Origin of the sequence: Kitasatospora brasiliensis (assembly GCF_032654805.1) — a bacterium.
Taxonomy (GTDB): Bacteria; Actinomycetota; Actinomycetes; order Streptomycetales; family Streptomycetaceae; genus Kitasatospora; species Kitasatospora brasiliensis.
Genome location: NZ_JAUOOW010000001.1, coordinates 1,102,740 through 1,128,343 on the forward strand (window position 1 = coordinate 1,102,740; position 25,604 = coordinate 1,128,343).

A 25,604-nucleotide genomic window follows, 5' to 3' on the forward strand; every position below is an offset into this window, starting at 1 on the left:
TCCGGCCCGGGCCGTACGACCCCGCCTGCGGATTCCGCGGTCCCTCCACGACGGCGCATCAGGCCGACGGCCGGTCAGAACTCGTGGAGTGGGGGCCGCGGAGCTGCGATCCACGGTTCGCTAGCGCTCCGAAGAGCTGCTAGATTCTGTCCTATTTTGTCCTGCTGTCTGATCTACTACCCGGTGACGTTACCTGAGGGGTGACCTCACTCCGAGTACCGCCGTTCCGACGCGTACATGTGTCGCACCGGCGGCAATCGCCTGCTCAAGGTCGCCGCTCATCCCTGCGGAGACCATGGTGGCAGTCGGATGGGCCGCCCGTACGGCGGTTGCGATTTCCGTCAGCCGATCGAAGGCACGCGCCGGATCCCCTGCCAGCGGGCCGTTCAGCGGAGCGACGGTCATCACACCGTCCAGGCGAAGCCCGGGCGTGTCGGCGATCGCGTCGGCCAGTTGCGCGACGTCCTCGGGCGCGACCCCCGCGCGGTGCGCGCCCTCCCCGTGCTCCTTGTCCAGCGCCACCTGCACCAGGCAACCCAGCTCCGGGCGCTCCGACTTGAGCACCGCCGCGGAGAGCGACTCGACCAGCCGCAGCCGGTCCACCGAGTGCACGTGGTTCGCGTACCGGACGACCGAGCGGACCTTGTTCGTCTGCAGCTGTCCGACGAAGTGCCAGTCAAGAGGAAGGTTTCTGCACTGCTCTGCTTTGGGCGCGGCGTCCTGGTCCCGGTTCTCCGCGACATCCGTCACACCCAGGCCGGCCAGCAGCGCGGTGTCCTCGGCGGGGTAGGTCTTGGTGACGACGATCAGGGTGACCTCGTCCCGGGCGCGCCCGGCGGCCGCGCACGCGTCCGCGATCCGGCGCTCGACCACGTCGAGGTTGGTCCCGAGTTCCTCGTACCGGGCCCGCTGGCCCTCCGTCAGCGCCGCCGTGAACTCGGCGCTCCCCGGGAACGGTCCGTAGATGTCATTCGTCATCAGAGATCAGAGCCCAACCAGACGTAGCTCGCGAGCCGACCGGTGCGCTGCTCGCGACGATAGGAGAAGTGATCGGCGGATTCGAGGGTGCAGACCGGTGATCGCACCACCTCGTTGACCCCCGCCGCGGCCAGCTGGGCCACGACTCCCTCCGCCACGTCCAGGGCCGGAGTCCCCCAGGACGTCTCGGCGAAGGCCTCCGGCACCACCTCGGCGACCTCGGCGCGCAGTTCGGCCGGCACCTCGTAGCAGCGCCCGCAGACCGCGGGACCGGTGGCGGCGGCGATCCGCGCGGGTTCCGCCCCCAGCTCGACCATCGCCCGGACGACCGCGGGGACCACCCCGGCCGCCAGCCCGGGTCGGCCGGCGTGGGCCGCGCCCACCACGCCCGCCACCGGATCCGCCAGCAGCACCGGGGTGCAGTCGGCGGTCAGCACCGCCAGCGCGAGGGGCCGGTCGGTGACCACCGCGTCCACCGTCGGGGCCTGCCCGAGCGGCTGGCGCTCCGTCACCACCGCGACCTCGGCACCGTGCACCTGGTTCATCCACACCACGTCGGCCGGGTCGAGCCCCAGCCCCCGGGCCGCGCGCGCCCGGTTCTCCCGCACGGCCTGCGGGTCGTCCCCCACCGCGCCGCCGAGGTTCAACTCCCCGTACGGCGAAGTGCTCACCCCGCCCCACCGTGAGGTGAAGGCGAAGTGAGCACCGGCGCGGATCGCGTGATCGATCACTTAAGGAAATCCGGGACGTCGAGCTCCTCGGCCGGACTCTCCACATACGGCTGACGGGCCGGCTGCACCTGCGGCGGCACCGCGGCGGCGGTCGTGGTGGCCGGGGCCTCGGCGGTCCTGGTCGGCGCGGCGGCCGGGGTCTCGCTCTCCGAACGGGACGTCACCGAGCCGATGCCGCCGTACGACGGGCGACTGGCCGGGCGCTCCGGGGCGGCCGGCGGCGTGGCCGGGCGCTCCGGGGTGGTGGACTTGACCACCGGGTCGCGGACGATCGCCGGCGGCTGCCCGCCGTCGAAGCCGGCCGCGATGACGGTGACCCGGACCTCGTCGCCGAGCGCGTCGTCGATGACCGCACCGAAGATGATGTTCGCCTCGGGGTGGGCCGCCTCGCTGACCAGCTGGGCCGACTCGTTGATCTCGAACAGGCCGAGGTCGGAGCCGCCCGAGATGGACAGCAGCACGCCGCGGGCGCCGTCGATCGAGGCCTCCAGCAGCGGCGAGGAGATCGCCATCACGGCGGCGGCCTTGGCGCGGTCCTCACCGCGGGCCGAGCCGATGCCCATGAGGGCCGAACCGGCCTCCGACATGACGGACTTGACGTCGGCGAAGTCCAGGTTGATCAGACCCGGGGTGGTGATCAGGTCGGTGATGCCCTGGACACCGGAGAGCAGGACCTGGTCGGCCGAGCGGAACGCGTCGAGGACGCTGACCTGGCGGTCCGAGATGGACAGCAGCCGGTCGTTGGGGATCACGATGAGGGTGTCGACCTCTTCGCGCAGGGAGGCGATGCCGTCCTCGGCCTGGTTGGCCCGGCGCCGACCCTCGAAGGTGAACGGACGGGTGACCACGCCGATGGTCAGCGCGCCCAGCGAGCGCGCGATGTTGGCGACGACGGGCGCGCCACCGGTGCCCGTGCCACCGCCCTCACCGGCGGTCACGAAGACCATGTCGGCCCCCTTGAGGACCTCCTCGATCTCCTCGCGGTGGTCCTCGGCGGCCTTGCGGCCGACCTCGGGGTTGGCGCCGGCGCCGAGGCCCCGGGTGAGTTCACGGCCCACATCGAGCTTGACGTCGGCGTCGCTCATCAGGAGGGCCTGCGCATCGGTGTTGATCGCGATGAACTCGACGCCCTTGAGACCGACCTCGATCATCCGGTTGATGGCGTTGACACCACCGCCGCCGATTCCGACGACCTTGATGACTGCGAGGTAGTTCTGCGGTGCTGCCACGTCGAAGGCCTCTCGCCTCGAATTTCCGGGTCGGCCCGACCCGAAGCGGGGCCGTACCGACGGATGTCGATGGGTAGGGAGCCTGGTTTCTGACTGAATGTCCGAAATGCCGACCGCCGACCCCAACCCTAAACTTGACCTTTAGGGTTAGTGCTGTGCCTCCGTCACGTCACCAGGAAACACAGGCTGGTGACACAGGACACTAGGTGGCTCCGGGCACGCGTTTCAACGAACACGCCGAGCTTCCCTTTTTCTTTTGAGCCTATGTGATCATCGGCCGGCTTAGGAAACCGGGGGTGACCACCAAGAGTCGGGCCGACACTGCGAGGCGTCAACCCTCCCTCAGGCGTAGAACCTACCGGATCATCCCGACACCGCCGGCGCCTCAGGCGCCGTCACGTCGAAGTTCGTACCCTTCAGGTTCATCAGCGGGACCAGCACCCGGGCCTTGCGATCGATCTGCTCCGGGCTCCCCCAGCGCACCGTCACACCCCCGCTGAGCTGCAACTCGATGTCGTCGTACGAGTGCACCAGCACCGAGCCGGCCCGCTTGGCGACCTCCGGCGGCAGGCCCGCGGCCACCGCGACCGCGCCCTGCACCAGCTGCGAACGGTCGATCACCCCGTCGACGTCGCTCGCCTGCTGACTGAGCCGCAGTTCCACCACCGGCACGCCCTCCGGCGGCGCCGACTCGGTGGCGAAGCTCACGCCGTCGGCATCGACCTGGGTGAACTGGCCGTCATCCCCCTTGACGGCGGCCACCGCCTTGCGCTGCACCACCTTCACCCGAAGGGTGTGCGGCCAGCCGCGCCACACCTCCGCCTTGGCCACCCGGGGGATGGCCTCCACCCGGTGCCGGACGACGTCCAGGTCCACGCGCGCCAGCGGGCCGTCACCCAGCCCGCCGACCGCCTCGCGGACCTGGTCCGTCGTCAGTCTCTCGTCGGTCGTCCCCTGGACGGCGACGGTGCGCACGTCCAGCACCGAGGAGAGGAAAACCAGCCAGGCCAGCACGCCGAGCACCGCGGCGCCGAGCGCGCCCAGCACCACGATGCCCCGCCGGGAGAGCCGGAGGCGGGGAGCGGACTCCTCCACCTCCAGCTCCCGCTCCAGCGGGTCGGCGAGCCGGCCGTCAGCCACGGCGGCGGCCGCCGCGGTGGGCCTGGATCGCCTCGTAGACCATGCCGACCAGCAGGTCGTCGGCGTCCCGGCGGCCGAACTCGGCGGCCGCCCGGCTCATGTCCCACAGCCGCTGCGGGTCGGTGAGCACCGGCAGGACGTTCTGGAGCACCCAGTCCGCGGTCAGCTCGGCGTCGTCCACCAGCAGACCGCCCCCGGCCTTGACCATCGGCTGGGCGTTCAGCCGCTGCTCGCCGTTGCCGATCGGCAGCGGGACGAAGGCGGCGGGCAGGCCGACGGCCGCCAGCTCGGCCACCGTCATGGCGCCGGCCCGGCAGAGCATCATGTCGGCGGCCGCGTACGCGAGGTCCATCCGGTCCAGGTACGGAACCGGGCGGTACGGCGGCATCCCGGGGACGTCCGCGACCTGCGGCAGCTCGTTCTTCGGGCCGACCGCGTGCAGGATCTGCACGCCGTACTGCTGGAGCCGCGGGGCGATCGCGGTGACCGTCTCGTTGAGTCGGCGCGCGCCCTGGGAGCCGCCGGAGACGAGCAGGGTGGGCAGCCGCTGGTCGAGGCCGAAGTACTGGCGGGCCTCCGGACGGGCGGCGCCGCGGTCCAGGGTGGCGATGGTCCGGCGCAGCGGGATGCCGATGTACCGGGAGTCGCGCAGCTTGCTGTCCGGCGTGGAGACCGCCACGAAGTCGCTGTAGCGGGCGCCGATCTTGTTGGCCAGGCCCGGACGGGCGTTCGCCTCGTGCACCACGATCGGCACGCCGGCCCGCTTGGCCGCCAGGTAGGCGGGCATCGCGACGTAGCCGCCGAAGCCGACCACGGCGTCCGCGTTGACCCGCTCGATGATCTCCTGGGCGGCCCGGACGGTCCCGCGCAGCCGGCCGGGGACGGTGATCAGCTCCGGGGTGGGCTTGCGGGGCAGCGGGACGGCCGGGATCAGCTCCAGCTGGTAGCCGCGCTCGGGCACCAGTCGGGTCTCCAGTCCGCGCTCGGTGCCCAGGGCGGTGATCCCGATGGACGGGTCGTGCCTGCGGAGGGCATCCGCGAGGGCCATGGCCGGCTCGATGTGACCGGCGGTCCCCCCGCCGGCGAGTACGACATGCACCGAAATTCACCGCTCCCTGCGTGCCGGCCCCGGGGCCGGGCGCGCTGTGGTTCGTCGTCGTGGCAGCACCCGGGCCAGTTGTCTCCTGATCCGGGAGTTCTTGCTCCGGGCGGCCAGGGCCGCCTTCGCGCCCGAGGTGCTGCGCGCCAGGCACAGCAGCACACCGATCGCGGACATGGCCGACAGCATGGCGGAACCGCCGTAGGAGAACAGCGGGAGCGGGACGCCCGCGATGGGCAGCAGTCCCAGCGCCGACCCCAGGTTGATCACGGCCTGCGCCATGATCCAGGTGGTGGCGGCTCCCGCGGCGTACCTGACGAAGGGGTCCTTCGTACCGATGGCCACACGGATACCCGCGTAGCCTAGTGCCGCGAAGAGACCGAGCACCGACAGCGTCCCCACCAGACCGAGTTCCTCGCCGGTCGCGGCGAAGATGAAGTCGGTGTGCGCCTCGGGCAGTTGGCCCCATTTCTCCACGCCGGCACCGAGGCCGGTTCCGAAGCCTCCGCCGTTGGCGAACGCGAAGACCCCGTGCAGGGCCTGGAAGCAGAGGCCGTCGGCGTCGATCTTGGTGACGCCTATGCAGCTCAGCCGCTCGGCCCGGTGCGGGACGGTGACCACCAGGGCGGTGCAGACCACCACCGCCACCCCGAGGGTCGCCACGAACAGCCGCAGCGGGGCGCCGACCATCCAGAGCAGCGCGAACACCATGGCCACCAGGATCATCGAGGTGCCCATGTCGCCGCCGAACATGATCAGCGCGAGCAGCAGCAGGGCGCCCGGCACCAGCGGCACCAGCAGGTGCTTCCACGAACCGAGGGTGCCGGCCTTCTGCTTGCGGGCGAGCAGGTCGGCGCCCCAGAGCACCAGCGCGAGCTTGGCGAACTCCGAGGGCTGGAACTGGAAGAAGCCGAAATCCAGCCAGTTCTGGTTGCCGTTGATCCGCACCCCGATGCCGGGGATGGCGACCAGCGTGAGCAGGCCGATCACCACGATCATCACGGGGTAGACGACCACCCGCAGCACCGCCAGCGGCACGGAGGCGAAGCCGATCAGCAGGACCAGTCCGAGGATGGCCGCGATCAGCTGCTTGAGGAAGTAGTACTGCGCCGTGTGGTGCTGGTTCAGGGCGAGGATCTGCGAGGCCGAGAAGACCATCATCAGGCCGAGCACGACCAGCAGCAGGGTGCTGCCGATGATCAGCAGGTACGGCGTGAGCGGCCGGTCCAGCCAGTACCGGACCCGGGCCCGGAGAGCCTGGATCCGGCCCAGTGGACCGGCCGACTTGTACTTGGTCGTGGTGGCGGAGATCACTCTCATCGGCTCGGCGGCGTCCCGCTTCACAACGCCGGAATCCGCCCTGCCCTGCCCCGCCACCGCTCCCCGCTCTCCCTTGTCCACGGCTCGTTCGCCCAAGCCCTCCGACTCACTCGCCGGGGCCCGCCAGCTCCCGGACGGACGCCGCGAAGAGGTCGCCGCGCTCGCCGTAGTTGGTGAACATGTCCATCGAGGCGCAGGCCGGTGCCAGCAGCACCGTGTCACCCGACCGGGCGAGCGATGCGGCCGTTCGAACGATCTCCGCCATCGCCACCGCGCCAGTCTGGCCCTCGGCCGCCTCGATCACCGGCACATCCGGAGCGTGTCGCTCCAGCGCCTCCCGGATCAGCGCCCGGTCCTGGCCGATCAGCACCACCGCGCGCAGCCGCTCGGCCGCGCCCTGGACCAGGTCGTCGAAGGTCGCGCCCTTGGCCAGGCCCCCGGCGATCCAGACGATCGGCCGGTAGGCGGCCAGCGAGGCGGCCGCCGCGTGGGTGTTGGTGGCCTTGGAGTCGTCGATGTACGTGACCTCGCGGACCGTACCGACCTCGGCGATCCGGTGGGCGTCCGGGCGGAAGGCCCGCAGGCCCTCCCGGACGGCCTTCGGCTCGACGCCGTACGCCCGGGCCAGCGCCGCCGCGGCGAGCGCGTTGGCGATGTTGTGCGGGGCAGCAGGGCGGCGGCGCGGAGCGCCTTCGTCAGAAGGGTGGTGGTGGGCGACGGGTGGGCTGACGTCCTCGACGGCGCCCAGCTCGGCCGCGTTCTTGGCCCGGTCCTCGACGAAGGCGCGGTCCACCAGCAGCCCGTCCACCACGCCGAAGTTCGACGGGCTCGGCGCGCCGAGGCCGAACCCGATCGCCCGGCAGCCCTCCTCGACGTCGGCCTCCATGACCAGCGCCTCGGTGGCCGGGTCGGCCAGGTTGTACACGCAGGCGACCTTGTTGCCCTCGTAGATCCGGCCCTTGTCGGCGGCGTACGCCTCCATCGAGCCGTGCCAGTCGAGGTGGTCGGGCGCCAGGTTGAGGACCGCCGCCGAGTGGGGGCGCAGCGAGGGCGCCCAGTGCAGCTGGTAGCTGGAGAGCTCGACCGCGAGCACGTCGTACGGCTCCTCGGCGAGCACCGCGTCCAGCACCGAGACCCCGACGTTGCCGACGGCGGCGGTGCGCTTGCCGGCGGCGGTGAGGATCGAGGCGAGCATCTGGACGGTGGTGGTCTTGCCGTTGGTGCCGGTGACGGCCAGCCAGGGGGCGGGCTCGCCGGTGCCGGGCAGCGGCTTGCGCAGCCGCCAGGCCAGCTCGACGTCGCCCCAGACCGGCACCCCGGCCGCCTCGGCGGCGGCGAACAGCGGGCTGTCCGGCGCCCAGCCGGGCGAGGTGACGATCAGCTCGGTGCCCTCGGGCAGGCTCGCGCCGTCGCCGAGCCGCACGGTGACGCCCTGCGCCTCCAGCTCGGCGGCCCGGGCGGCCAGGCCCGGCCCGCTGCCGCCGTCCACGACGGTGACGGCGGCGCCGAGGCCGTGCAGGACGCGCGCGGCGCTGATGCCCGAGACGCCGAGCCCGGCGACCACGACGGGCAGGTTGGCGAAGTCGGGGTTGGTCATCCGGTCACCCATCCCGCGTAGAACAGGCCGAGGCCGACGGCGACGCACAGGCCCTGGATGATCCAGAAGCGGACCACGATCAGGACCTCGGTCCAGCCCTTGAGTTCGAAGTGGTGCTGTAGTGGCGCCATCTTGAAGACGCGCTTGCCGGTCATCCGGAAGGAGCCGACCTGGATGATCACCGAGAGGGTGATGATCACGTAGAGGCCGCCCAGCAGGGCGAGCAGCAGCTCGGTGCGGGAGCAGATCGCCAGACCGGCCAGGGCGCCGCCGAGGGCGAGCGAGCCGGTGTCACCCATGAAGATCTTGGCGGGCGAGGTGTTCCACCACAGGAAGCCGAAGCAGGAGCCCATCAGGGCGGAGGCCACGACGGCGAGGTCCAGTGGATCGCGGATGTCGTAGCAGTTGGCGGTCGCGGTGATGGCGTAGGCGCAGCTCTGGGTGTGCTCCCAGATGCCGATGAAGGTGTAGGCGCCGAAGACCATCACCGAGGCGCCGGTGGCGAGGCCGTCCAGACCGTCGGTCAGGTTCACGCCGTTCGACATCGCGGCGATCATGAAGTACGCGAAGATGACGAACAGGACGGGGCCGATCGCCCACTTGAAGTCCCGGACGAAGGACAGGCTCTGGGACGCCGGGTTGAGCCCGCGGTCGTCCGGGAACTGCATCGCCAGGACGGCGAACCCGAGGCCGACGATCGACTGGCCGGCCAGCTTCGCCTTGGCCCGCAGGCCCAGCGAGCGGCGCTTGACCACCTTGATGTAGTCGTCCAGGAAGCCGACCAGGCCGAGGCCCGTGGTCAGGAAGAGCACCAACAGCCCGGAGACGGTCGGGCTCTCGCCCGTTATCGCCTTCGTCGCGAAGTACGCGATCAGGGTCGCCAGGATGAAGGCGATGCCGCCCATGGTGGGCGTGCCCTTCTTGCTGTGGTGCGCCTTGGGGCCGTCGTCACGGATGTACTGGCCGTAGCCGTGCTTCGCGAGCAGCTTGATCAGGGCCGGGGTGCCGAGCAGCGACAGGATGAGACCGATCATCCCGGAGAAGAGGATCTGCTTCATTATTCGGCCACACCGTCCGCCAGGAGGGCCTCGGCCACCTTTTCCAGCCCCACCGAACGGGATGCCTTCACCAGGACCACATCCCCTGGCCGCAGCTGACTGCGCAGCAGCTCGACCGCCGCGTCCGCGTCGGACACCAGCACCGACTCCTCACCCCACGAACCTTCGTTCCTCGCGCCGAGTTCCATGCAGGCCGCCTCGCGTCCGCCGACCGCCACCAGCTTGGTGACGTCCAGCCGGACGGCGAGCCGCCCGATGGCGTCGTGCTCGGCCAGGCTCTCCTCGCCGAGCTCCCGCATCTCGCCGAGCACCGCCCAGGTGCGGCGGCGCTCCGGGCCGCGGCCCCCCATCGAGACCAGCGCCCGCAGCGCGGCCCGCATCGAGTCGGGGTTCGCGTTGTAGGCGTCGTTGACGACGGTGACACCATCCGCCCGGTCGACGACCTCCATGCGCCAGCGGGACAGCGCACCCGCCTCGCCCAGGGCGGCGGCGGTGTCGTCGACGGACATCCCGAGCTCCACCGCCACCGCGGCGGCGGCGAGGGCGTTCGAGACGTGGTGCTCACCGTACAGGCGCAGCTGCACGGGCGCGGAACCGGCCGGGGTGGTGAGCGTGAACGATGGCCGCCCGGTGGCGTCCAGGCGAACGTTCACCGCCCGTACGTGGGCGTCCGGTGATTCACCGAACAGGACGACCTTGGCCTTGGTCCGGGAGGCCATCGCGCGCACCAGCCGGTCGTCCGCGTTGAGGATCGCGGCGCCCTCGGCGGGCAGCGCCTCGACCAGTTCGCCCTTGGCCTCGGCGATCGCCTCCTGGGAGCCGAACTCGCCGACGTGGGCGGTGCCGACGTTGAGGACGACGCCGATCCGGGGCGGGGTGATCGAGGTGAGGTACTCGATGTCGCCCTTGTGCCGGGCGCCCATCTCCATCACCAGGTGCCGGGTGCCGGCCTCGACCCGCAGCGCGGTCATCGGGTGGCCGATCTCGTTGTTGAGCGAGCCGGGCGGGTAGACGGTGTCGCCGCGGCGCTGGAGCAGCTGGGCGATCAGGTCCTTGGTGCTGGTCTTGCCGGCCGAGCCGGTCAGCGCGACCACGGCGGTGCCCTCGGCGCGGGCGACCACGGCGCGGGCCAGCTTGCCGAGCGCCTCCACCACACTGTCGACCAGGACGGCGGGCACGCCGACCCGGCGGGAGGCCAGCACCGCGACGGCGCCGTCCTCGATCGCCTTGGCCGCGTAGTCGTGGCCGTCCACGTGCTCGCCGACGAAGGCCGCGAACAGGCCGCCGGGGCTCACCTTGCGCGAGTCGACCTCTACCGGTCCGGTGACCAGGGCGTCCGGGTCGGCGCCGTCCAGCGTGCCTCCGACGGCGGCGGCCACCTCGGCGAGGGTCAGTGCGATCACTGCTGCTCTACTCCTCGGTCGCCCCGTGCGGCCGGGGTCCGCGCGATGGATTCGCGCAGCACCTCCCGGTCGTCGAAGGGGCGGATCTCGTCTCGTACGTACTGCCCGAGCTCATGGCCCTTGCCGGCCACCAGCACGGTGTCCCCCGCCTTCGCGCGGGCGACGGCCAGCTCGATCGCCTCGGCCCGGTCGGGAACGACCAGGACGTCGCCGCGCTCGGCCTCGGGCACCGCGGCGGCGCCGGTCAGCATGCTGGCGAGGATCGCCAGCGGGTCCTCGCTGCGCGGGTTGTCGCTGGTCAGCAGGGCGGTGTCGGCGAGGCGGGCGGCGATGGCGCCCATCGGGCCGCGCTTGTGCGGGTCGCGGTCGCCGCCGCAGCCGACGACGACGTGCAGCCGGCCCTCGGTGACCTCGCGCAGCGACGCGAGGACGGCCTTGAGGGCGTCCGGCTTGTGCGCGTAGTCGACGACGGCGACGAACGGCTGTCCGGCGTCCACCCGCTCCAGCCGGCCGGGCACCCCGGGGACGGCGGCGACGCCGGCCACCGCCTGATCCAGCGGCAGGCCGGCGGTGACCAGCGCGGTGATCGCGGCGAGCGCGTTGGCGACGTTGAACGGGCCGGGCAGCGGGACGGAGGCCTCGGCCTGGGCGCCGTCCGGGCCGAGCACCGTGAAGGCGGAGCCGACCGGGCCGAGCCGGACGTCCACGGCCCGCCAGTCGGCGTCGGCGGCGCCGGTGGCGGAGAAGGTCGTCACCGGGATCTTGGCCTCGGCGGCGAGCCGGCGGCCGTACTCGTCGTCCAGGTTGACCACGCCGAGGCGGGACTTGCCGGGCTGGAAGAGCCGGGCCTTCGCCTGGAAGTAGTCCTCCATGTCCGGGTGGAAGTCGAGGTGCTCGGGGGTCAGGTTGTTGAACAGCGCGACGTCGTACGCGACCCCGTCGGTGCGGCCGAAGACCAGGGCGTGGCTGGAGACCTCCATGGTCACCGCGTCGGCGCCGCGCTCGGCCATCACGCCGAGGATCGCGTGCAGGTCGGTGGCCTCGGGGGTGGTGCGCTCGCTCTTGATCCGCTCCTCGCCGACCCGCATCTCGACGGTGCCGATCACGCCGGGGCTGCGCCCGGCGCCGCGCAGGCCGCCCTCGACCAGGTACGAGGTGGTGGTCTTGCCGTTGGTGCCGGTCAGCCCGATCATCAGCAGCCGCTGGGAGGGGCGGCCGTAGACGATCGCGGCGAGCTCGCCCATGACGGCCCGCGGCCGGTCCACGACCAGCAGCGGCAGGCCGGTGGGGGCCGCGATCTCGGCGCCGGCCGGGTCGGTGAGCACCGCCACCGCGCCGGCCTCGGCGGCCTTGGCGGCGAACGCCGCGCCGTGGTGGTTGGCGCCCGGAAAGGCCACGTACACGTCGCCCGGGCGGACGGCGCGGGAGTCGTGGGTGACGCCGCTGACGGCGCCGCCCTCGACGGGCGGCAGGCCCAGTTCGGCGGCCAGCTTCGCGAGCGGCAGGGCGGTCGTCCCGGTCGGGCGGGGCGGACTCACGGTGGTTTGATCGGGTTTCGGCACGGCGGGAAGGCTATCCGCCGAAGGGTGTCCAGGGCCAAACCGGCCCTCCGCCGCGCCGTGCTCCAGCCCGGCCCGTTCGTTGCTCATCACTCGCTCACGGCTTCCAGTCGACGGCCAGGTTGGGCGCCGGGCTGTTGCTCGGCGGCACCTGCATGGTCTTCAGGGTGAACCCCATCACCTGCTTGAACACCGGGCCGCACAGCTGGCCGCCGAAGTGGCCGTTGACCGGGCCCTGGAGGGTGCAGGAGACGGTGTACCGGGGGGCGTCGGCGGGGGCGAACCCGATGAAGGACGCGGTGTAGCCGTCGTAGCCCTTGCCGTCGGCGGCGCCCCGGTTGGCGGTGCCGGTCTTGCCGGCGACCCGGTAGCCGGGGATGGCCGCCTTGCCGCCGGTGCCCTGCTCGTCGTCGACGACGGACTCCAGCATCGAGGTGAGGGTCTTGGCCGTCTCCGGGCTGACCACCTGGGTCTGCGCCCCCGGCGCGTTCGGCGTGTACTTGCCGCTCGGATCGGTGACGCCCTGGACGATGCTGGGCGCGACCCGCACCCCGCCGTTGGCGATGGTGGAGTAGACCGAGGTGGCCTGGAGCGCGTTCATCTGCATCGGGCCCTGCCCGAAGGGGATGTTGTACTTCTCCGAGGCGACCAGGTCCTCCGGCTTCTTGAGCATCCCGGCGGTCTCCCCGGGGAAGCCCAGGCCGGTCGGCTCGGCCACGCCGAACTTGCGCAGGTAGCCGTCCAGCACCTGGTTGGCCTTCAGCTGGTCGCCGCCGCCGAGGGTCTCGACGGCCTCGATGGTGCCGATGTTGGAGGACTTGGCGAGCACCCCGGCCAGGGTCAGGTACCAGGTGTCGTGGTCGACGTCGTCCTTGAACTGCTGCCCGGCCCGGACCAGCCGGTTGGGCACGGTGACCTTGGTGTCCCAGGTGGCCTTGCCGGAGTCCAGCACGGCGGCCATGCTCATCAGCTTGGCGGTGCTGCCCGGCTCGTACGCGTCGGCCAGGGCGGCGTTGCCCAGGTTGGCCTGCTTGGACAGGCTCAGGTCGTTGGGGTTGAAGCCGGGCGCGGTGGCCATCGCGAGGACCTGACCGGTCTTCACGTCCTGGACGACGACGTAGCCCTTCTCCGCGCCGGAGTTGGCCACCTGGTCGCTGATCGCCCGCTGGGCGGCCCACTGGACGTCCCGGTTGATCGTCAGCTTGACGTCGCTGCCCGGCACGGCCGGATCCATCGAGCCGCCGGCGGTGGGCACCAGCCGCCCGCCCGACTGGGCGTAGCTGCTGTGGCCGTCCTTGCCGGCCAGCAGCTTCTGGTACTGGAGCTCCAGGCCGCCCGCGCCCTCGCCCTCGGCGTTGACGAAGCCGACCAGGTTGGCCGCCAGGCCGTCCGCCGGGTAGATCCGCTTCTGGGTCTCCCGGTTGAACACCCCGGCCAGCGGGTTGGCGCACTCGTTGTCCACCCGGGTGCGGCCGCCCTCCTCGGCGGGCTTGCCGAGCTGCTTCTTCTGGGCCTGGCAGGCCCGGGTGCCGGCCTGCTTCTCCAGGCTCGACTTGAGGTCACTGATCTGCTTCTTGGCGGCCGGGGTCTGCTGGGCCGCGAGCCGCTTGTAGCGGCTCTTGGGGGTGTGCAGGTCGGCGGCGATCTTCTCCTTGGGCACGCCGAGGATCGGCGCCAGCAGCGCGGCCGCCTGCTCCGGCGCGTCCGGGATGCCGGTCGCCTGCGGGGTGAACATCGCCGGGTCGGCGGTGATGTCGTACGCGTCCACGGTGGCCGCCAGCGCGACCCCGTCGGCGGACGTTATCGAGCCGCGTTCGGCGGTGATCGGGATGTTCAGGTAGCGGTTGGTGTTGGCGTCGGCGGCCAGCGCGTCGGCGTCCACCAGCTGGAGCTGCACCAGGCGGCCCGCGAAGACGGAGAACACCAGCGACAGCACCACGGTGATCACCCGCAGCCGGCGCTTGGGCTCGGCCAGCTTGAGCGCCTTGGAGCGCTGCGACGGGCGGCTCTTCGGGCGCACCGCCGCCTGGCTGCGGGCCGGCGGGCGGCCCTCGGGGCGGCGCTGCTGCGGCGCCCGCGGGGTACGGCCGGCCGAGGCCGACTTGGCGGGCTGGGGCTTGGCCGGCTGGGCCTTGGCGGACTGGCCGCGGCCGGAAGCGGGCTGGCTGCGGCCCGAGGAGGACTGCGCGCGCGGCGCCGCGCCCTTGGGTGCCGGACGCTGGCCATTGCCGCTCCCGGACTTGCCGCTGCCGGAGCCGCCCGGCTGACGTGTCGTACTCACCGGCCGGCACCCCCGCTCGGCTTCGCGGCCGCGGTGGGCGAGACCGGGTTGAGCTGGATCACCGCGTCACCGGCGGACGCCGCCGGGGTCGGGGTCGACGGCGGCGGTGCGGCCGGCGACGGGGCACCGGACGGCGGCGGCGCGGCCGGTGACGGCCCGGCACCGGGCTGGGCCGCGCCCGGCTGGGCCTTCGTCGGCCACGGCTCGGCCGTCGAGCGCTTCACCGGCGGGCTGTCCTGGGCCGGGCCCGGGGTGCCGAGCACCTTGCCTCCGTTCTGGACGTCCAGGAAGGCCATCCCCCCGGCCGGGACCATGCCCAGCTCGGCGGCGCGCCTGGCCAGCGCGTCCGGGGCCGAGTTCTGGTCGATCTGGTGCTGGAGGCTCTGCTGCTCGTCGGTCGCCACGGTGGTCTGCTTCTGTAGCCGGGAGAGCTCGAAGGAGCCCTCGTTGAGCGCGGTGTTCAGCGCCAGCAGGCCGAGCAGCCCGCCCGCCAGCAGCACCACGATGAGCACCGCGAACGGTGTGCGCCGCCGTACCGGGCGCTTCCCCGGCCGGACCGTGATCCGCGCCCTGCCCTGCCCGGGGAGTCCTCCCCGCCCCGCCCGGACCTCACCGGCCACCGGCCCCACCGCTTTCCTCCGCCCTTCGGACCCCGCCGGGGCCGGTTCGTCAGCCCCGCTTGCTTCGGTCCCTGATCCTCTCCGCCACCCGCAGCCGTACGGGCGCGGCGCGCCGGTTCTCCTCGATCTCCTCCTCGGTGGCCAGCTCGGCACCGCGAGTGATCAGTTTGAGCCAGGGCTGGTGCTCCTCCGGGATGAACGGCAGCCCCGGCGGGGCGGTGTTGGTCGCCCCGGCGGCGAGGTACTGCTTGACCAGGCGGTCCTCCAGCGACTGGTAGGACATCACCACGATCCGGCCGCCCACCGCGAGGGCCTCCAGCGCCCCGGGGATCGCCCGGTCCAGGACCTCCAGCTCGCCGTTGACCTCGATCCGCAGCGCCTGGAACGTCCGCTTGGCGGGGTTCCCGCCGGTGCGGCGGGTGGCCGCCGGGATGGCGTTGCGCACCAACTCGACCAGACGCGCGCTGTTGGTGAACGGTTCCTTCTCCCGCTCCCGCAGGATCACCGAGGCGATCTTCCCGGCGAACCGCTCCTCGCCGTACACCTTGAGGATCCGGGCCAGGGCACCGTGGCTGTAGGTGTTCAGCACCTCCGCCGCGCTGATCCCCCGGGTCTGGTCCATCCGCATGTCCAGCGGCGCGTCCTGGGCGTACGCGAAGCCGCGCTCCGCCTCGTCCAGCTGCATCGAGGAGACGCCGAGGTCGAACAGGACGCCGTCCACCCGGTCGATGCCCAGGCGCTCCAGCACCTCGGGGATCTCGTCGTAGACGGCGTGCACCAGGGTGGCCCGGTCGCCGAACTTCGCCAGCCGCTCACCGGAGAGCTTCAGTGCCTGCGGATCGCGGTCCACCGCGACCAGCCGCACCTCAGGGAACTGGGTCAGCAGCGCCTCGCTGTGCCCGCCGAGGCCGAGGGTGGCGTCCACCACCACGGCGCCCGGGCGCGAGATCGCCGGGGCCAGCGCGTCCATGCACCGCTGGAGCATCACCGGAACATGCTTGGGGCCCGGTTCGTTGGTGGTCATGCGCGGTGGCGCCCTTCCTCGGTGCGGAGCAGCCCGACGTCCGGGAGCTGCGACCATTCTCGCCCACCGCGCCCCGGCACGGCGAAGCGGCCCGTGGTCCCCGCCCGCTCAAGGGGAAGGTCGTGACCGCCCGGCGCCGGGGAAGGTGCGCCAGGTGGGCACGGAGCGGGTGGAGGCCACGGGCCGCGTCGACCGGGCCGCACCGGCCGGGAAGGCCCCGTTGACGGGCCCCGACGGGTGTGCTCCACTGCGCCGCAAACTCTATCGCGCGGCCCCCGCCAGTCAATGGCCCGCTCCGGCGCACCACCCGGGCGGCGGTACGGATCACCGCAGGTCGCAGCCCCCTGACCGACTGGATGACGGGATGGATCGGGGGCCTTCGGCGGCGGGCGCGCGCCCCCTGCCCACCCCCGCGTGCGGCCCACCGCGGGCCGGGCGCCCGTTGTGGCCATTCACTCGATCACGGCGCCCCGTTCTGTAGCTCTCCGCTCCACCGCGGGAGCCCGATCCGCACTAACGTCGCCCCCATGACAGTGACTCCAGACCGGCCCTCGCCGACCACCGCCGCCGAGCCTTCCAGACCCACCGTCATCGACCGCTTCGTCACCGCCAACCGCACCTACGCGGTGACCTTCCAGGACGGCGGCATGGACGCCCGCCCGGTGCAGAAGATCGCCGTGGTGGCCTGCATGGACGCCCGTCTGGACCTGTTCGCGGCGCTCGGCCTCGAACTCGGCGACGCCCACGTCATCCGCAACGCCGGAGGCGTCGTCACCGACGACACCATCCGCTCCCTGACCATCAGCCAGCGCGCCCTGGGCACCCGCTCGATCGCGCTGATCCACCACACCGGCTGCGGCCTGCTCGGGCTCACCGAGGACTTCCGCCGCGAGCTGGAACTGGAGGTCGGCCAGCGCCCGCAGTGGGCGGTGGAGGCCTTCGTCGACCTGGACGGCGACGTCCGCCAGTCCATGCAGCGCGTACGCACCTCCCCTTTCCTGCTGCACACCGACGACGTGCGCGGCTTCGTCTTCGACGTCCACACCGGCCTGCTCCGCGAGATCGACTGACCCCCGCGCCCCACCCCGCCCGGCCGATGGCGTCCGGGCATTCGAGCTCGACCGAATGGTGACTTCTGGTCACCCCGCGGGGGAGAATGCGCCTGCCGGTCGGACCCCGAACCACCTGGGGCGGCCAGGCCGCAGGCCGCCCTCCCGGCCGCCGGATCCTCGTCGGAACCGTCCCCGGGACGGCCGCGTCAAGCATGGGGTGGGGTCCGGCCTCGGGACGGGGCGGGCACAGGGTGCCAGGGAGCGTAAACGGGTGACGAGCTACAACGACCAGGCCGAAATCGGCAGTCCTGCGGGGGGCGAGAAGCAGCCGCCGCACCGGTTCCAGCCGGTCGAGCTCACCGAGCTCGCCGCGGTCGTCGACCGGGTGCGCGCCAACGTGGAGAGCGTGATCGAGGGCAAGCCGGAGGCCGTCCGGATCGCCCTGACCGTCCTGCTCGCCGAGGGCCACCTGCTGCTGGAGGACGTGCCCGGCGTCGGCAAGACCATGCTGGCCAAGGCGCTCGCCCGCTCGCTCGACTGCACGGTGCGCCGCATCCAGTTCACGCCCGACCTGCTGCCCTCGGACGTCACCGGCACCAACATCTACGACCAGCAGCGGCACGACTTCGAGTTCCGCCCCGGCGCGATCTTCGCCCAGGTCGTGGTCGGCGACGAGATCAACCGCGCCTCGCCCAAGACCCAGTCGGCGCTGCTGGAGTCCATGGAGGAGCGCCAGGTCACCATCGACGGCACCAGCTACGAGCTGCCCTCGCCGTTCATGGTCGTGGCCACCCAGAACCCGGTCGAGATGGAGGGGACATACCCCCTGCCGGAGGCCCAGCGCGACCGCTTCATGGCCCGGATCTCGATCGGCTACCCCAGCCCCGAGGCCGAGCTCGCGATGCTGGACGTGCACGGCGGCGCCAGCCCGCTGGAGGACCTCCAGCCGGTCGCCCACGCCGCCGACATCCTCAAGCTGATCGACCTGGTCCGCGCCGTGCACATCGCCGACCCGGTCCGCCGCTACGCCGTCGACCTGGTCGGCGCCACCCGCACCAGCCCCGAGCTGCGCCTGGGTGCCTCGCCGCGCGCCACCCTGCACCTGGTCCGGGCCGCCCGCGCCGCCGCCGCGCTGGACGGGCGCGACTACGTCACCCCGGACGACATCCAGCGCCTCGCCGTCCCCGTGCTGGCGCACCGTCTGATGCCGACCGCCGAGACCCAGCTCAGCCGCCGGACCTCCGAGCAGATCGTGACCGAGCTGGTCGCCCGGCTGCCGCTGCCGCGCCCGCAGGGCGGCCCGGCCGTCCGGAGGGGCTGAGGTGGCCCAGTCCGACTCGGCTTCGGGGCTGCGGGCGGGGTTCCGCGGCCTCACCACCCGGGGGCGGTCCTTCCTCGCCGCCGGGGTCACCGCGGTGATCTGCTCCTACCTGCTCGACCAGGACGCCCTGCTGCGCGTGGGCGTCCTGCTGGCCGCGCTGCCGCTGGCCGCCGTCGCGGTGGTCGCCAACACCCGCTACCGGGTGGCCAGCGGACGCCGGCTCAGCCCGCGCCGGGCGATCGCCGGCCAGGAGGCGAGGGTCCACCTGCGGGTCGACAACGTCTCCCGGGTGCCCACCGGGGTGCTGCTGCTGGAGGACAAGGTCCCGTACGTACTCGGGCCGCGCCCGCGCTTCGTGCTGGACCGGGTCGAGCCGCGCGGCCACCGCGAGGTCTCCTACCGGGTGCGCTCCGACCTGCGCGGCTGCTACCCGCTCGGGCCGCTCCAGCTGCGGCTGTCCGACCCGTTCGGGATGTGCGAGGTGACCCGCGCCTTCACCGCCTCCGACGTCCTCACCGTCGTCCCCCTGGTCCAGGCGCTGCCGGCGGTACGGCTCAGCGGCGAGTGGATCGGCCAGGGCGAGAGCCACAGCCGCACCCTGGCGCTGGCCGGCGACGACGACGTGATCCTGCGCGAGTACCGGCCCGGCGACGACCTGCGCCGGGTGCACTGGCGCTCCACCGCCCGGTACGGCGAGCTGATGGTGCGCCGCGAGGAGCAGCCCCAGCAGGCCCGGGCCACCGTCCTGCTGGACACCCGGGAGATCGCCCACCGGGGCAGCGGCCCCGCCTCCTCCTTCGAGTGGGCGGTCAGCTGCGCCGCCTCCGTCACCGTGCACCTGCTGGAGCGCGGCTACCAGACCCGGCTGCTCACCGACGCCGGCCAGACCGTGCCCGCCCCGGGCGCGGGCGGCAGCCACGGCACCGCCGCCGACTCCTCCGGGCTGATCCTGGACGCCCTCGCGGTCGCCGACCTGTCCGACGGCGGCACCCTCTCGCGCGCCGAGGACCCGCTGCGCTCCGGCGGCGAGGGCCTGCTGGTCGCCGTCCTCGGCGAGCTGGACGACACCCAGGCCGCCCGGCTGGGCCGGCTGCGCAGCCGTACCGGCGGGGCGGTCGCCTTCCTGCTGGACACCGGCACCTGGGCGGGCCTGCGGATGCTCGCCCCGAACACCGGCGGCGACGCGTTCCGCGCCCGGGTGCGGCAGCTGCGCGAGTCCGGCTGGACGGTGATCCCGGTGCGCGCCGGGGACTCCCTCCCGGACCTGTGGCGGGCCGCCGAGGGCAGCAAGACGTCCGCCCCCTATCGAGAAGAGGCCGGCGCGTGACCACCCGGGCCAAACTGACCGCGTACTCGGCGCTGGCCACCGCGCTCGCCTCGCTGTGCATGATGCCGCTGCTCACCACCCGCAGCTGGCTCACCCACGCCCTGCTGGTGATCGCCGTGCTCGCGGCGGTCGGCGCGGGCCTGCGCCGCGCCCCGCTGCACCGCTCGATGGTGCCGGTCGGGCAGCTGCTGGCGCTGCTCCTGCTGATGCTGCTCGGCTTCGCCGGCGCCGGCGGGGTGCTGCCCGGTCCGTCCACCATGCGGGTGCTGAGCGAGGTCTTCACCGCCGGACTGGACGACATACAGCAGTACGCCATCCCGGCTCCGCCCACCGCCGGCCTGCGGCTGATCCTGGTCTCCGCGGTCGGCCTGGTCGCCATCGCGGTGGACACCGTCGCGGTGACCTACCGGCGCTCGGCGCTGGCCGGGCTGCCGCTGCTGGCCCTGTACTCGGTCGGCAACGGCCTGGCCGGGGACCACGGCAGCTGGGTCTGGTTCGCCGTCGCCGCGGCCGGCTACCTGCTGCTGCTGTTCGCCGAGGGCCAGGACCGGGTCTCCCGCTGGGGCCGGGTCTTCTACGGCGGCGCGCGCGGCTCGGTGGAGTCCGGCCGGGTCAGCCCGGGCGGCCGCCAGGTCGGCGTGCTGGCCCTGGCGGTGGCGCTGCTGCTGCCCGTGGTCCTGCCGCACTGGGACGGCGGGCTGCTGCGGTCCGCCTCCGGCGGATCGAGCGGCAAGGGCTCCGGCGCGGGCCTGACGACCAGCCTCGACCCGCTGGTCAGCCTGGAGGCCGCGATCACCAAGCCCACCGACGCGGAGCTGCTCACGTACAGCCTGGACAGCTCGCTGGCCGACCAGACCTACCTGCGGACCGGCTCGCTCGACCAGTTCGACGGCACCAACTGGAAGCTCGGCAGCACCGCGGTCACCGACCTGGCGGCGACGCTGCCCTCCCCCGAGGGCCTGAGCAGGTCCGACCAGCCCCGGATCGAGGGCGACTTCCAGGCCAGCGACCGGCTCCAGGGCAGCTGGCTGCCGATGCCCTACCCGGCCGTCTCCGTCCAGGTCCCCAACCGCGGCGACTGGAAGGTCGACCCGCTGACCCGCACCGTCCTGCCGACCAACGACAAGGCGATCCGCGGCCTGCGCTACCACGTCAGCGCCCTGGACCTGCGGCCCACCGCCGACGAGCTGCGCGTGGCCGGCAGCGCTCCGCTGGACATCCGGGAGCACTACACCGCCCTCCCGATCGATCTGCCGGCGGAGGTCGCCACCCAGGCCAAGGCCCTCACCGCCGGCGCGCGGAACGACTACGACCGGGCGACGGCGCTGGTCAACTGGTTCACCGGGCCCGACTTCAGGTACGACACCTCCGTCGACGGCGGCACCGGCAGCAACGCGATCTCCGTCTTCCTGCGCGACCGCCGGGGCTTCTGCGTGCACTTCGCCTCCACCATGGCGGCGATGGCCCGGACGCTGAAGATCCCGGCCCGGGTGGCCGTCGGCTTCACCCCCGGCGACAGCAAGGGCGGCAACGTCTACTCGGTGACCGGCCGGATGTACCACGCCTGGCCCGAGCTGTACTTCGCGGGCTACGGCTGGCTGCGCTTCGAGCCGACCCCGAGCCGCGGCGTCCCGACCCGCTACACCGAGACGTCCACCACCCCGACCACCGCGCCCACCCTGCGGGCGACCGCCGCCCCGCAGAGCGCGTCGGCCGCCCCGGCGCCGACCACCAGCAGCGACTGCACCCCCAAGCAGCGCCAGCTGGGCGAGTGCGGCCCCCAGGGCAAGGCCGCCGGCAAGACCGCCGAGAAGTCCTGGCTGCTCTCCGGCCAGGTGCTCGGCGCCCTCGCCGCGGTGCTCGCGCTGATCGCCCTGCTGCTCTCCCCGATGCTCTGGCGCACCGCGGTACGCCGTCGCCGACTGGGCGCCGGCGGACGGCGCGGGCCCGGCGGCGGCGGACCGGCGGAGCTGACCGACGAGCAGGTGCTGGCCGCCTGGGACGAGTTGATCGACTCCGCCTGGGACCTCGGAATTCCCCCGGACGAGTCACGCACCCCGCGCTCGACGGCCCGCCGGATCACCGAGAAGGCGAAGCTGGACGAGGACTCGGCGGCGGCCACCGGCCGGCTGGCCCTGGCCACCGAGCGGGTGCTCTACGCCCCGCCCGGGCAGCACACCACGGAGCCGCTGGCCGCCGATGTCCGCACCGTGCGGCGCGGACTGTGGGCGAACGCCAACCGGGCCGGGCGGACCAGGGCGCTGCTGCTGCCGCCGTCCTCGGCGCAGCTGTGGTGGCGGATCTCCGACGCGGTCCGGGCGGCTCGCACGGCCGTCTCGGTCCGGATCGGCCGGGCGGCCGAGGCACTGCGGGCGCCGGGGCGCCGGGTCCTCAGCCGGCGCAAGCGCTCCACGCCGGAGTCCTGACGTGAGAAAGCCGGGGCGGGCAGTCGATCGACCGCCCGCCCCGGCTTTCTCATGTCCACAAGGGCTCAGAACCCGCCGGTCTGCTCGTCCCGGCGACGCTGCCAGCGCTGCTCCACCCGGTCCATCATCCCGGCCTTGCGGCGCGGGGCGGCGGCCGGACGGGCTCCGGCGCCCTGGCCCGCGGGCCCGCGGCGCCACCCGGTCACGGCGAACACCGCGCACCCGAGCATCACCAGGAAGCCGACGACGCTGACCCAGATCTGGTCCGGCACGACCATGCCGCCCATCAGCAGGCCGATCCCGACCACGAAGCCGGCGACGGCCAGATACACCCGCCGACGGGTGTAGGTGCGCATACCGGATCCCTCAAGCGCCGACGCGAATTTGGGATCTTCGGCATACAGCGCTCGCTCCATCTGGTCGAGCAGTCGCTGCTCGTGCTCCGAGAGCGGCACGGAGTCCTCCTACTCGTCGGTCGCGGATGCGACCGGTCCGCCCACCCCGGTCGGGGAGGCAAGTCCAATCAGCCGTGGGGCACACGGTCGGACGCCCGTGCGGGGGACCCGGCCCGTGTCGTCCATATGCCCCACGCGTCCGGCTGTCATGCTTTCCGGCTTTACCCAGATCATACGGTCCGTGGACCCGTTCCGGGGTGGTCGGCGCCGCGTGGGACGGGCCACTTCGGGTGGGGACGGCCGCACCGGTGTCAACGCGCCACGCCCCGGACAAGTGCCCGATCGGATGGAATCGTCCCGGACCTGGGAAGGTGTGCCGCCGGACGGCGCAACGCGGCCCGGAAACGCCCGGGGAACGACGGGGGAAACGGCCGGGGAAGCGGCGGGCCCGCGGCGCGCGAACCACCGCCGTACGGCGTGCGAACCGGTACGGCGGCGGCCTGGTGCGTGCCGGGGCGCGCGGGTCGGCCGGGGCGCCCGAGGACGCCCTTACGCCAGGGTGGCCAGCAGGTGCAGCTGGGTCGCCACGACGTGGAAGGCGGGCTGCGCGGCGGCGGCCTCCTCCAGCTTCAGCAGCGACTCCAGCGCGCCCGGCTCGGTGTCCACCAGGACGCCGGGGACGAGGTCGGCGAAGATCCGTACGCCGTGCACCGACTCCACCCGCAGGCCCGCGGCCTCGGCCAGCCGGCCCAGCTCCTCGCCGGTGAAGCGGCGCGGCATCGGGTCCTGCTCGCCCCAGCGGCCGTCGGCGGCGGAGAGCACGGTGCGGGCCTCGGTGAAGTGGCCGGCCAGCGCGCGGGCCAGCACGGCGCCGTTGCGGTTGGCCGCCAGCAGGCTGACCAGGCCGCCCTCGCGCAGGGTGCCGGCCAGGTTGCCGAGCGCCTCCGCCGGGTCGTCCACGACCTCCAGCACGCCGTGGCAGAGCACCGCGTCCGTGCTGCCGGCGGCGACCAGCTCGGGCAGGGTCTGGGTGTCGCCCTGGACGGCCCGCACCAGCTCCGTCACACCGGCCTCGGCGGCCCGGCGCTCCAGGGCGAACAGCGCGTCCGGGCTCGGGTCGACGACGGTGACGCGGTGGCCGAGCTTGGCCACCGGCACCGCGAAGTTCCCGGTGCCGCCGCCGGTGTCGACCACGTCGAGCACCGGCTGGTCCAGCTCGGCCGCCCGCTTCTCCAGGGCCGCCCGGACCACCTCCCACACCACGGCGGTACGCAGGGCACTGCGGGGACGCGTCGGGTACAAGGTGGGGCTCCTTGGCACGTGCAGTTCGATCAGGATGCCTCCACCTTAGACCGGCCCGGCGAGGACTCCGCGTGCAGGCCGAGCAGCCGCTCGACCAGGCGAAGGAACAGGTCGGAGTTGCGGATCAGGTCGTCGGCGTCGCGGGCCGAGGCGGCGCCTCTGATCCCGGCCTCGGCGGCGGCCCGGCGGCGGGCCCCGGCGCCGTAGTAGAGCGCCCACTCGGCGAGCTCCGGGGCCACCTCGGGCAGCACCTCCCAGGCGCTGCGGATCGCCTTGCGGCGGCGCGGGTTCTTCTCCGGGCGGCCGCGCACCGCCAGGACGGCCGCCACCGTGCGCAGCGCCGCCAGGTGGGCGGTGGCGTAGCGCTCCAGCGGGTCCTCCAGGGCGCGGGCCCGGGCGAGGGTGCGGTGGGCGTCGGCGAGCAGGTCGAGGGCGGCCGGCGGCGCGGCGACCCGGCGCGGCACGGGATGGACGTCCGCGCCGCCGGGGCGGGCGCCGGACGGGCCGGGGAGGAGACGGGCGGTGACGGGCTCAGGACGGCTGACGGTCATGGTCTCCCCCGTTCCGAGGCAGCGCGCGGACCGGGTGGTCCGTGCGCCTCCATCGTGAACGCCGCCACTGACAATCACCGCGCCGGCCGCACGGCGCCCGCACGGCAAAGCGGCGGCGAGCGCGGTTCCACCCCCGGTTCCGCGCCGCCGCCGTACCCGTCGCTCCGCTGACCCCCACACGGTCGGCGGTGGCGAACTGCCCCCGTGGCCGGTCTCCCCCCGGCCCGCTCCGCCGCCCCGTGTCGGCGGTGCGAGGACCGTGACCAGCCCCGTGGCGGTCCGTCCACCTCCTCCCCCGGCGTTCGCGGCCGGGGGCGGACGGGATCCGCCACCCGGGTGGCGGGCGCCGAGGCGCCGTCGTCCTCCCGGGTGCCACCACTCTCCCGTCTCCGCAGGTCGGGGGCCATCCGCTGAGGTACTCAACCGTGGATCTGAGTATCCGTACTCAGTCCGCCGCCCGCCGGAACCGGGAGGCGGGCCGGGGCGTCCCGGCTGCCGGGTACGGTTTCGTCCGGCGGTGCCGGGCTGAGCCGGCCCGCCGGACGAGGGGGACGCGATGACGAGGAGGGGGACGCGATGACGGTCCTGCCGCTGATCTTCACCAGCGGACTGGCCAGTGGCATCAACGCCTACGCGGTGGTGCTGCTGCTCGGCCTGCTGGGCAGGTTCGCCGACGCGGACTCGGTGCCGCAGGCACTGGAGCGCACAGACGTGCTGATCGCGGCCGCCGTGCTGTTCACGCTGGAGGCGGTGGCCGACAAGATCCCGTACGTGGACAGCGTCTGGGACGTCGCGCACACCGTGATCCGGCCGATCGCCGGTGCCACCGTCGGCGTGCTGATCGCGAGCAACGACCCCGGCTCGCTCAACGAGGTCGTGGCCGGCGCGATGGGCGGCACCTCGGCGCTGGTCAGCCATCTGGTGAAGTCCTCGCTGCGGATGGCCGTCAACACCTCGCCCGAGCCGTTCAGCAACATCGTGGTCAGCATGACCGAGGACCTCTCGGTGGCCGGTCTGGTCACGCTGGCGATCTTCCACCCCTGGTTCGCCGCCACGGTCGCCGCCGTGGTCCTGGTCGCCGGCCTGCTGCTGGTCTGGCTGGCCGTCAGCAGGATCCGCGCCTTCCGGGCCCGCCGCCGTGAGCGCAAGGCCGCCCGGGCGGCGGCGGGGAGCGTGTAAGGCTCGCCCTAA

Annotated in this window: 21 protein-coding genes; 5 read left to right on the forward strand and 16 right to left on the reverse strand. The window is 73.2% G+C overall.

Translation table 11 applies throughout. The features are described 5' to 3' along the window. Positions 1–189: 189 nt before the first annotated feature. The 13 genes from QWJ13_RS05020 to rsmH all read right to left on the reverse strand — a co-directional run bounded on the left by QWJ13_RS05020 (position 190) and on the right by rsmH (position 16,039). On the reverse strand, positions 190–978 hold the full coding sequence (locus QWJ13_RS05020; RefSeq protein WP_316520752.1) for a YggS family pyridoxal phosphate-dependent enzyme: 789 nt from the start codon (positions 976–978) through the stop codon (positions 190–192). Further along, positions 978–1,709 (reverse strand): peptidoglycan editing factor PgeF, encoded by a 732-nt coding sequence (gene pgeF / locus QWJ13_RS05025; protein WP_316520754.1) that lies wholly within the window; start codon positions 1,707–1,709, stop codon positions 978–980. The genes QWJ13_RS05020 and pgeF overlap by 1 nt, the downstream gene beginning before the upstream one ends. Next, complete coding sequence (gene ftsZ / locus QWJ13_RS05030; protein ID WP_316520756.1) at positions 1,706–2,938, reverse strand: cell division protein FtsZ; 1,233 nt, start codon at positions 2,936–2,938, stop codon at positions 1,706–1,708. The genes pgeF and ftsZ overlap by 4 nt, the downstream gene beginning before the upstream one ends. A gap of 363 nt (positions 2,939–3,301) precedes the next feature. Continuing rightward, entirely contained in the window at positions 3,302–4,078 is a 777-nt protein-coding gene (locus tag QWJ13_RS05035; RefSeq protein ID WP_316520757.1) for a cell division protein FtsQ/DivIB, read from the reverse strand. Next, on the reverse strand, positions 4,071–5,177 hold the full coding sequence (gene murG, locus QWJ13_RS05040) for an undecaprenyldiphospho-muramoylpentapeptide beta-N-acetylglucosaminyltransferase (RefSeq protein ID WP_316520758.1): 1,107 nt from the start codon (positions 5,175–5,177) through the stop codon (positions 4,071–4,073). Before murG ends, QWJ13_RS05035 begins: the two co-directional genes overlap by 8 nt. Before the next feature lie 6 nt (positions 5,178–5,183). Then, positions 5,184–6,497, reverse strand: coding sequence for a putative lipid II flippase FtsW (ftsW, locus tag QWJ13_RS05045; RefSeq protein ID WP_316520761.1), 1,314 nt, complete (start codon positions 6,495–6,497; stop codon positions 5,184–5,186). A gap of 106 nt (positions 6,498–6,603) precedes the next feature. Further along, positions 6,604–8,094 (reverse strand): UDP-N-acetylmuramoyl-L-alanine--D-glutamate ligase, encoded by a 1,491-nt coding sequence (murD, locus tag QWJ13_RS05050; RefSeq protein WP_316520762.1) that lies wholly within the window; start codon positions 8,092–8,094, stop codon positions 6,604–6,606. Further along, positions 8,091–9,152: a phospho-N-acetylmuramoyl-pentapeptide-transferase gene (gene mraY / locus QWJ13_RS05055; protein ID WP_316520764.1), complete on the reverse strand. Its 1,062-nt coding sequence runs from the start codon at positions 9,150–9,152 to the stop codon at positions 8,091–8,093. Before mraY ends, murD begins: the two co-directional genes overlap by 4 nt. Further along, positions 9,152–10,555, reverse strand: a complete 1,404-nt coding sequence (locus tag QWJ13_RS05060; protein ID WP_316520766.1) for a UDP-N-acetylmuramoyl-tripeptide--D-alanyl-D-alanine ligase — start codon at positions 10,553–10,555, stop codon at positions 9,152–9,154. The genes mraY and QWJ13_RS05060 overlap by 1 nt, the downstream gene beginning before the upstream one ends. Continuing rightward, positions 10,552–12,117, reverse strand: a complete 1,566-nt coding sequence (locus tag QWJ13_RS05065; protein ID WP_432277427.1) for a UDP-N-acetylmuramoyl-L-alanyl-D-glutamate--2,6-diaminopimelate ligase — start codon at positions 12,115–12,117, stop codon at positions 10,552–10,554. Before QWJ13_RS05065 ends, QWJ13_RS05060 begins: the two co-directional genes overlap by 4 nt. 94 nt (positions 12,118–12,211) lie before the next feature. Beyond that, positions 12,212–14,395 carry a peptidoglycan D,D-transpeptidase FtsI family protein gene (locus QWJ13_RS05070; RefSeq protein ID WP_316520770.1) on the reverse strand — a complete coding sequence of 728 codons (2,184 nt, stop codon included), beginning with the start codon at positions 14,393–14,395 and terminating at the stop codon, positions 12,212–12,214. Next, complete coding sequence (gene ftsL / locus QWJ13_RS05075; protein WP_316520771.1) at positions 14,392–14,907, reverse strand: cell division protein FtsL; 516 nt, start codon at positions 14,905–14,907, stop codon at positions 14,392–14,394. Before ftsL ends, QWJ13_RS05070 begins: the two co-directional genes overlap by 4 nt. 157 nt (positions 14,908–15,064) lie before the next feature. Beyond that, positions 15,065–16,039 carry a 16S rRNA (cytosine(1402)-N(4))-methyltransferase RsmH gene (gene rsmH, locus QWJ13_RS05080; RefSeq protein WP_316520772.1) on the reverse strand — a complete coding sequence of 325 codons (975 nt, stop codon included), beginning with the start codon at positions 16,037–16,039 and terminating at the stop codon, positions 15,065–15,067. A 527-nt stretch (positions 16,040–16,566) separates the two neighbouring features. Between rsmH and QWJ13_RS05085 the strand changes: the two genes are divergently transcribed. The 4 genes from QWJ13_RS05085 (at position 16,567) to QWJ13_RS05100 (ending at position 22,165) form a co-directional block, all read left to right on the forward strand. After that, a complete protein-coding gene (locus QWJ13_RS05085; protein WP_316520773.1) occupies positions 16,567–17,109 on the forward strand; it encodes a beta-class carbonic anhydrase in 543 nt (180 codons plus the stop codon). Between the two features lie 253 nt (positions 17,110–17,362). Then, positions 17,363–18,412 carry an AAA family ATPase gene (locus QWJ13_RS05090; RefSeq protein WP_432277428.1) on the forward strand — a complete coding sequence of 350 codons (1,050 nt, stop codon included), beginning with the start codon at positions 17,363–17,365 and terminating at the stop codon, positions 18,410–18,412. Between the two features lies 1 nt (position 18,413). Next, the gene (locus tag QWJ13_RS05095; protein ID WP_316520774.1) at positions 18,414–19,739 is read left to right on the forward strand and encodes a DUF58 domain-containing protein; all 1,326 of its coding nucleotides are present in this window, start codon (positions 18,414–18,416) and stop codon (positions 19,737–19,739) included. Then, a complete protein-coding gene (locus QWJ13_RS05100; RefSeq protein WP_316520775.1) occupies positions 19,736–22,165 on the forward strand; it encodes a transglutaminase TgpA family protein in 2,430 nt (809 codons plus the stop codon). The genes QWJ13_RS05095 and QWJ13_RS05100 overlap by 4 nt, the downstream gene beginning before the upstream one ends. Before the next feature lie 65 nt (positions 22,166–22,230). Here the strand turns inward: QWJ13_RS05100 and QWJ13_RS05105 are convergent, their stop codons facing one another. From QWJ13_RS05105 to QWJ13_RS05115, 3 genes are all read right to left on the reverse strand, one after another. Continuing rightward, on the reverse strand, positions 22,231–22,620 hold the full coding sequence (locus QWJ13_RS05105) for an SCO2097 family morphological protein (protein WP_316520777.1): 390 nt from the start codon (positions 22,618–22,620) through the stop codon (positions 22,231–22,233). Between the two features lie 489 nt (positions 22,621–23,109). Continuing rightward, positions 23,110–23,862 carry a methyltransferase domain-containing protein gene (locus QWJ13_RS05110; RefSeq protein ID WP_316520779.1) on the reverse strand — a complete coding sequence of 251 codons (753 nt, stop codon included), beginning with the start codon at positions 23,860–23,862 and terminating at the stop codon, positions 23,110–23,112. Between the two features lie 29 nt (positions 23,863–23,891). Beyond that, on the reverse strand, positions 23,892–24,413 hold the full coding sequence (locus QWJ13_RS05115; RefSeq protein WP_316520781.1) for an SAV_6107 family HEPN domain-containing protein: 522 nt from the start codon (positions 24,411–24,413) through the stop codon (positions 23,892–23,894). A 576-nt stretch (positions 24,414–24,989) separates the two neighbouring features. Between QWJ13_RS05115 and QWJ13_RS05120 the strand changes: the two genes are divergently transcribed. Beyond that, the gene (locus QWJ13_RS05120) at positions 24,990–25,592 is read left to right on the forward strand and encodes a DUF4126 domain-containing protein (RefSeq protein WP_316520783.1); all 603 of its coding nucleotides are present in this window, start codon (positions 24,990–24,992) and stop codon (positions 25,590–25,592) included. The last annotated feature ends 12 nt before the right edge of the window (positions 25,593–25,604 follow it).

Coding starts and splice junctions, on each gene's coding strand:
- QWJ13_RS05020 (WP_316520752.1), bottom strand. CDS start 978: ATGACGAATGACATCTACGGACCGTTCCCGGGGAGCGCCGAGTTCACG.
- ftsW (WP_316520761.1), bottom strand. CDS start 6,497: ATGAGAGTGATCTCCGCCACCACGACCAAGTACAAGTCGGCCGGTCCA.
- murD (WP_316520762.1), bottom strand. CDS start 8,094: ATGACCAACCCCGACTTCGCCAACCTGCCCGTCGTGGTCGCCGGGCTC.
- mraY (WP_316520764.1), bottom strand. CDS start 9,152: ATGAAGCAGATCCTCTTCTCCGGGATGATCGGTCTCATCCTGTCGCTG.
- rsmH (WP_316520772.1), bottom strand. CDS start 16,039: ATGACCACCAACGAACCGGGCCCCAAGCATGTTCCGGTGATGCTCCAG.
- QWJ13_RS05085 (WP_316520773.1), top strand. CDS start 16,567: ATGACAGTGACTCCAGACCGGCCCTCGCCGACCACCGCCGCCGAGCCT.
- QWJ13_RS05115 (WP_316520781.1), bottom strand. CDS start 24,413: ATGACCGTCAGCCGTCCTGAGCCCGTCACCGCCCGTCTCCTCCCCGGC.
- QWJ13_RS05120 (WP_316520783.1), top strand. CDS start 24,990: ATGACGGTCCTGCCGCTGATCTTCACCAGCGGACTGGCCAGTGGCATC.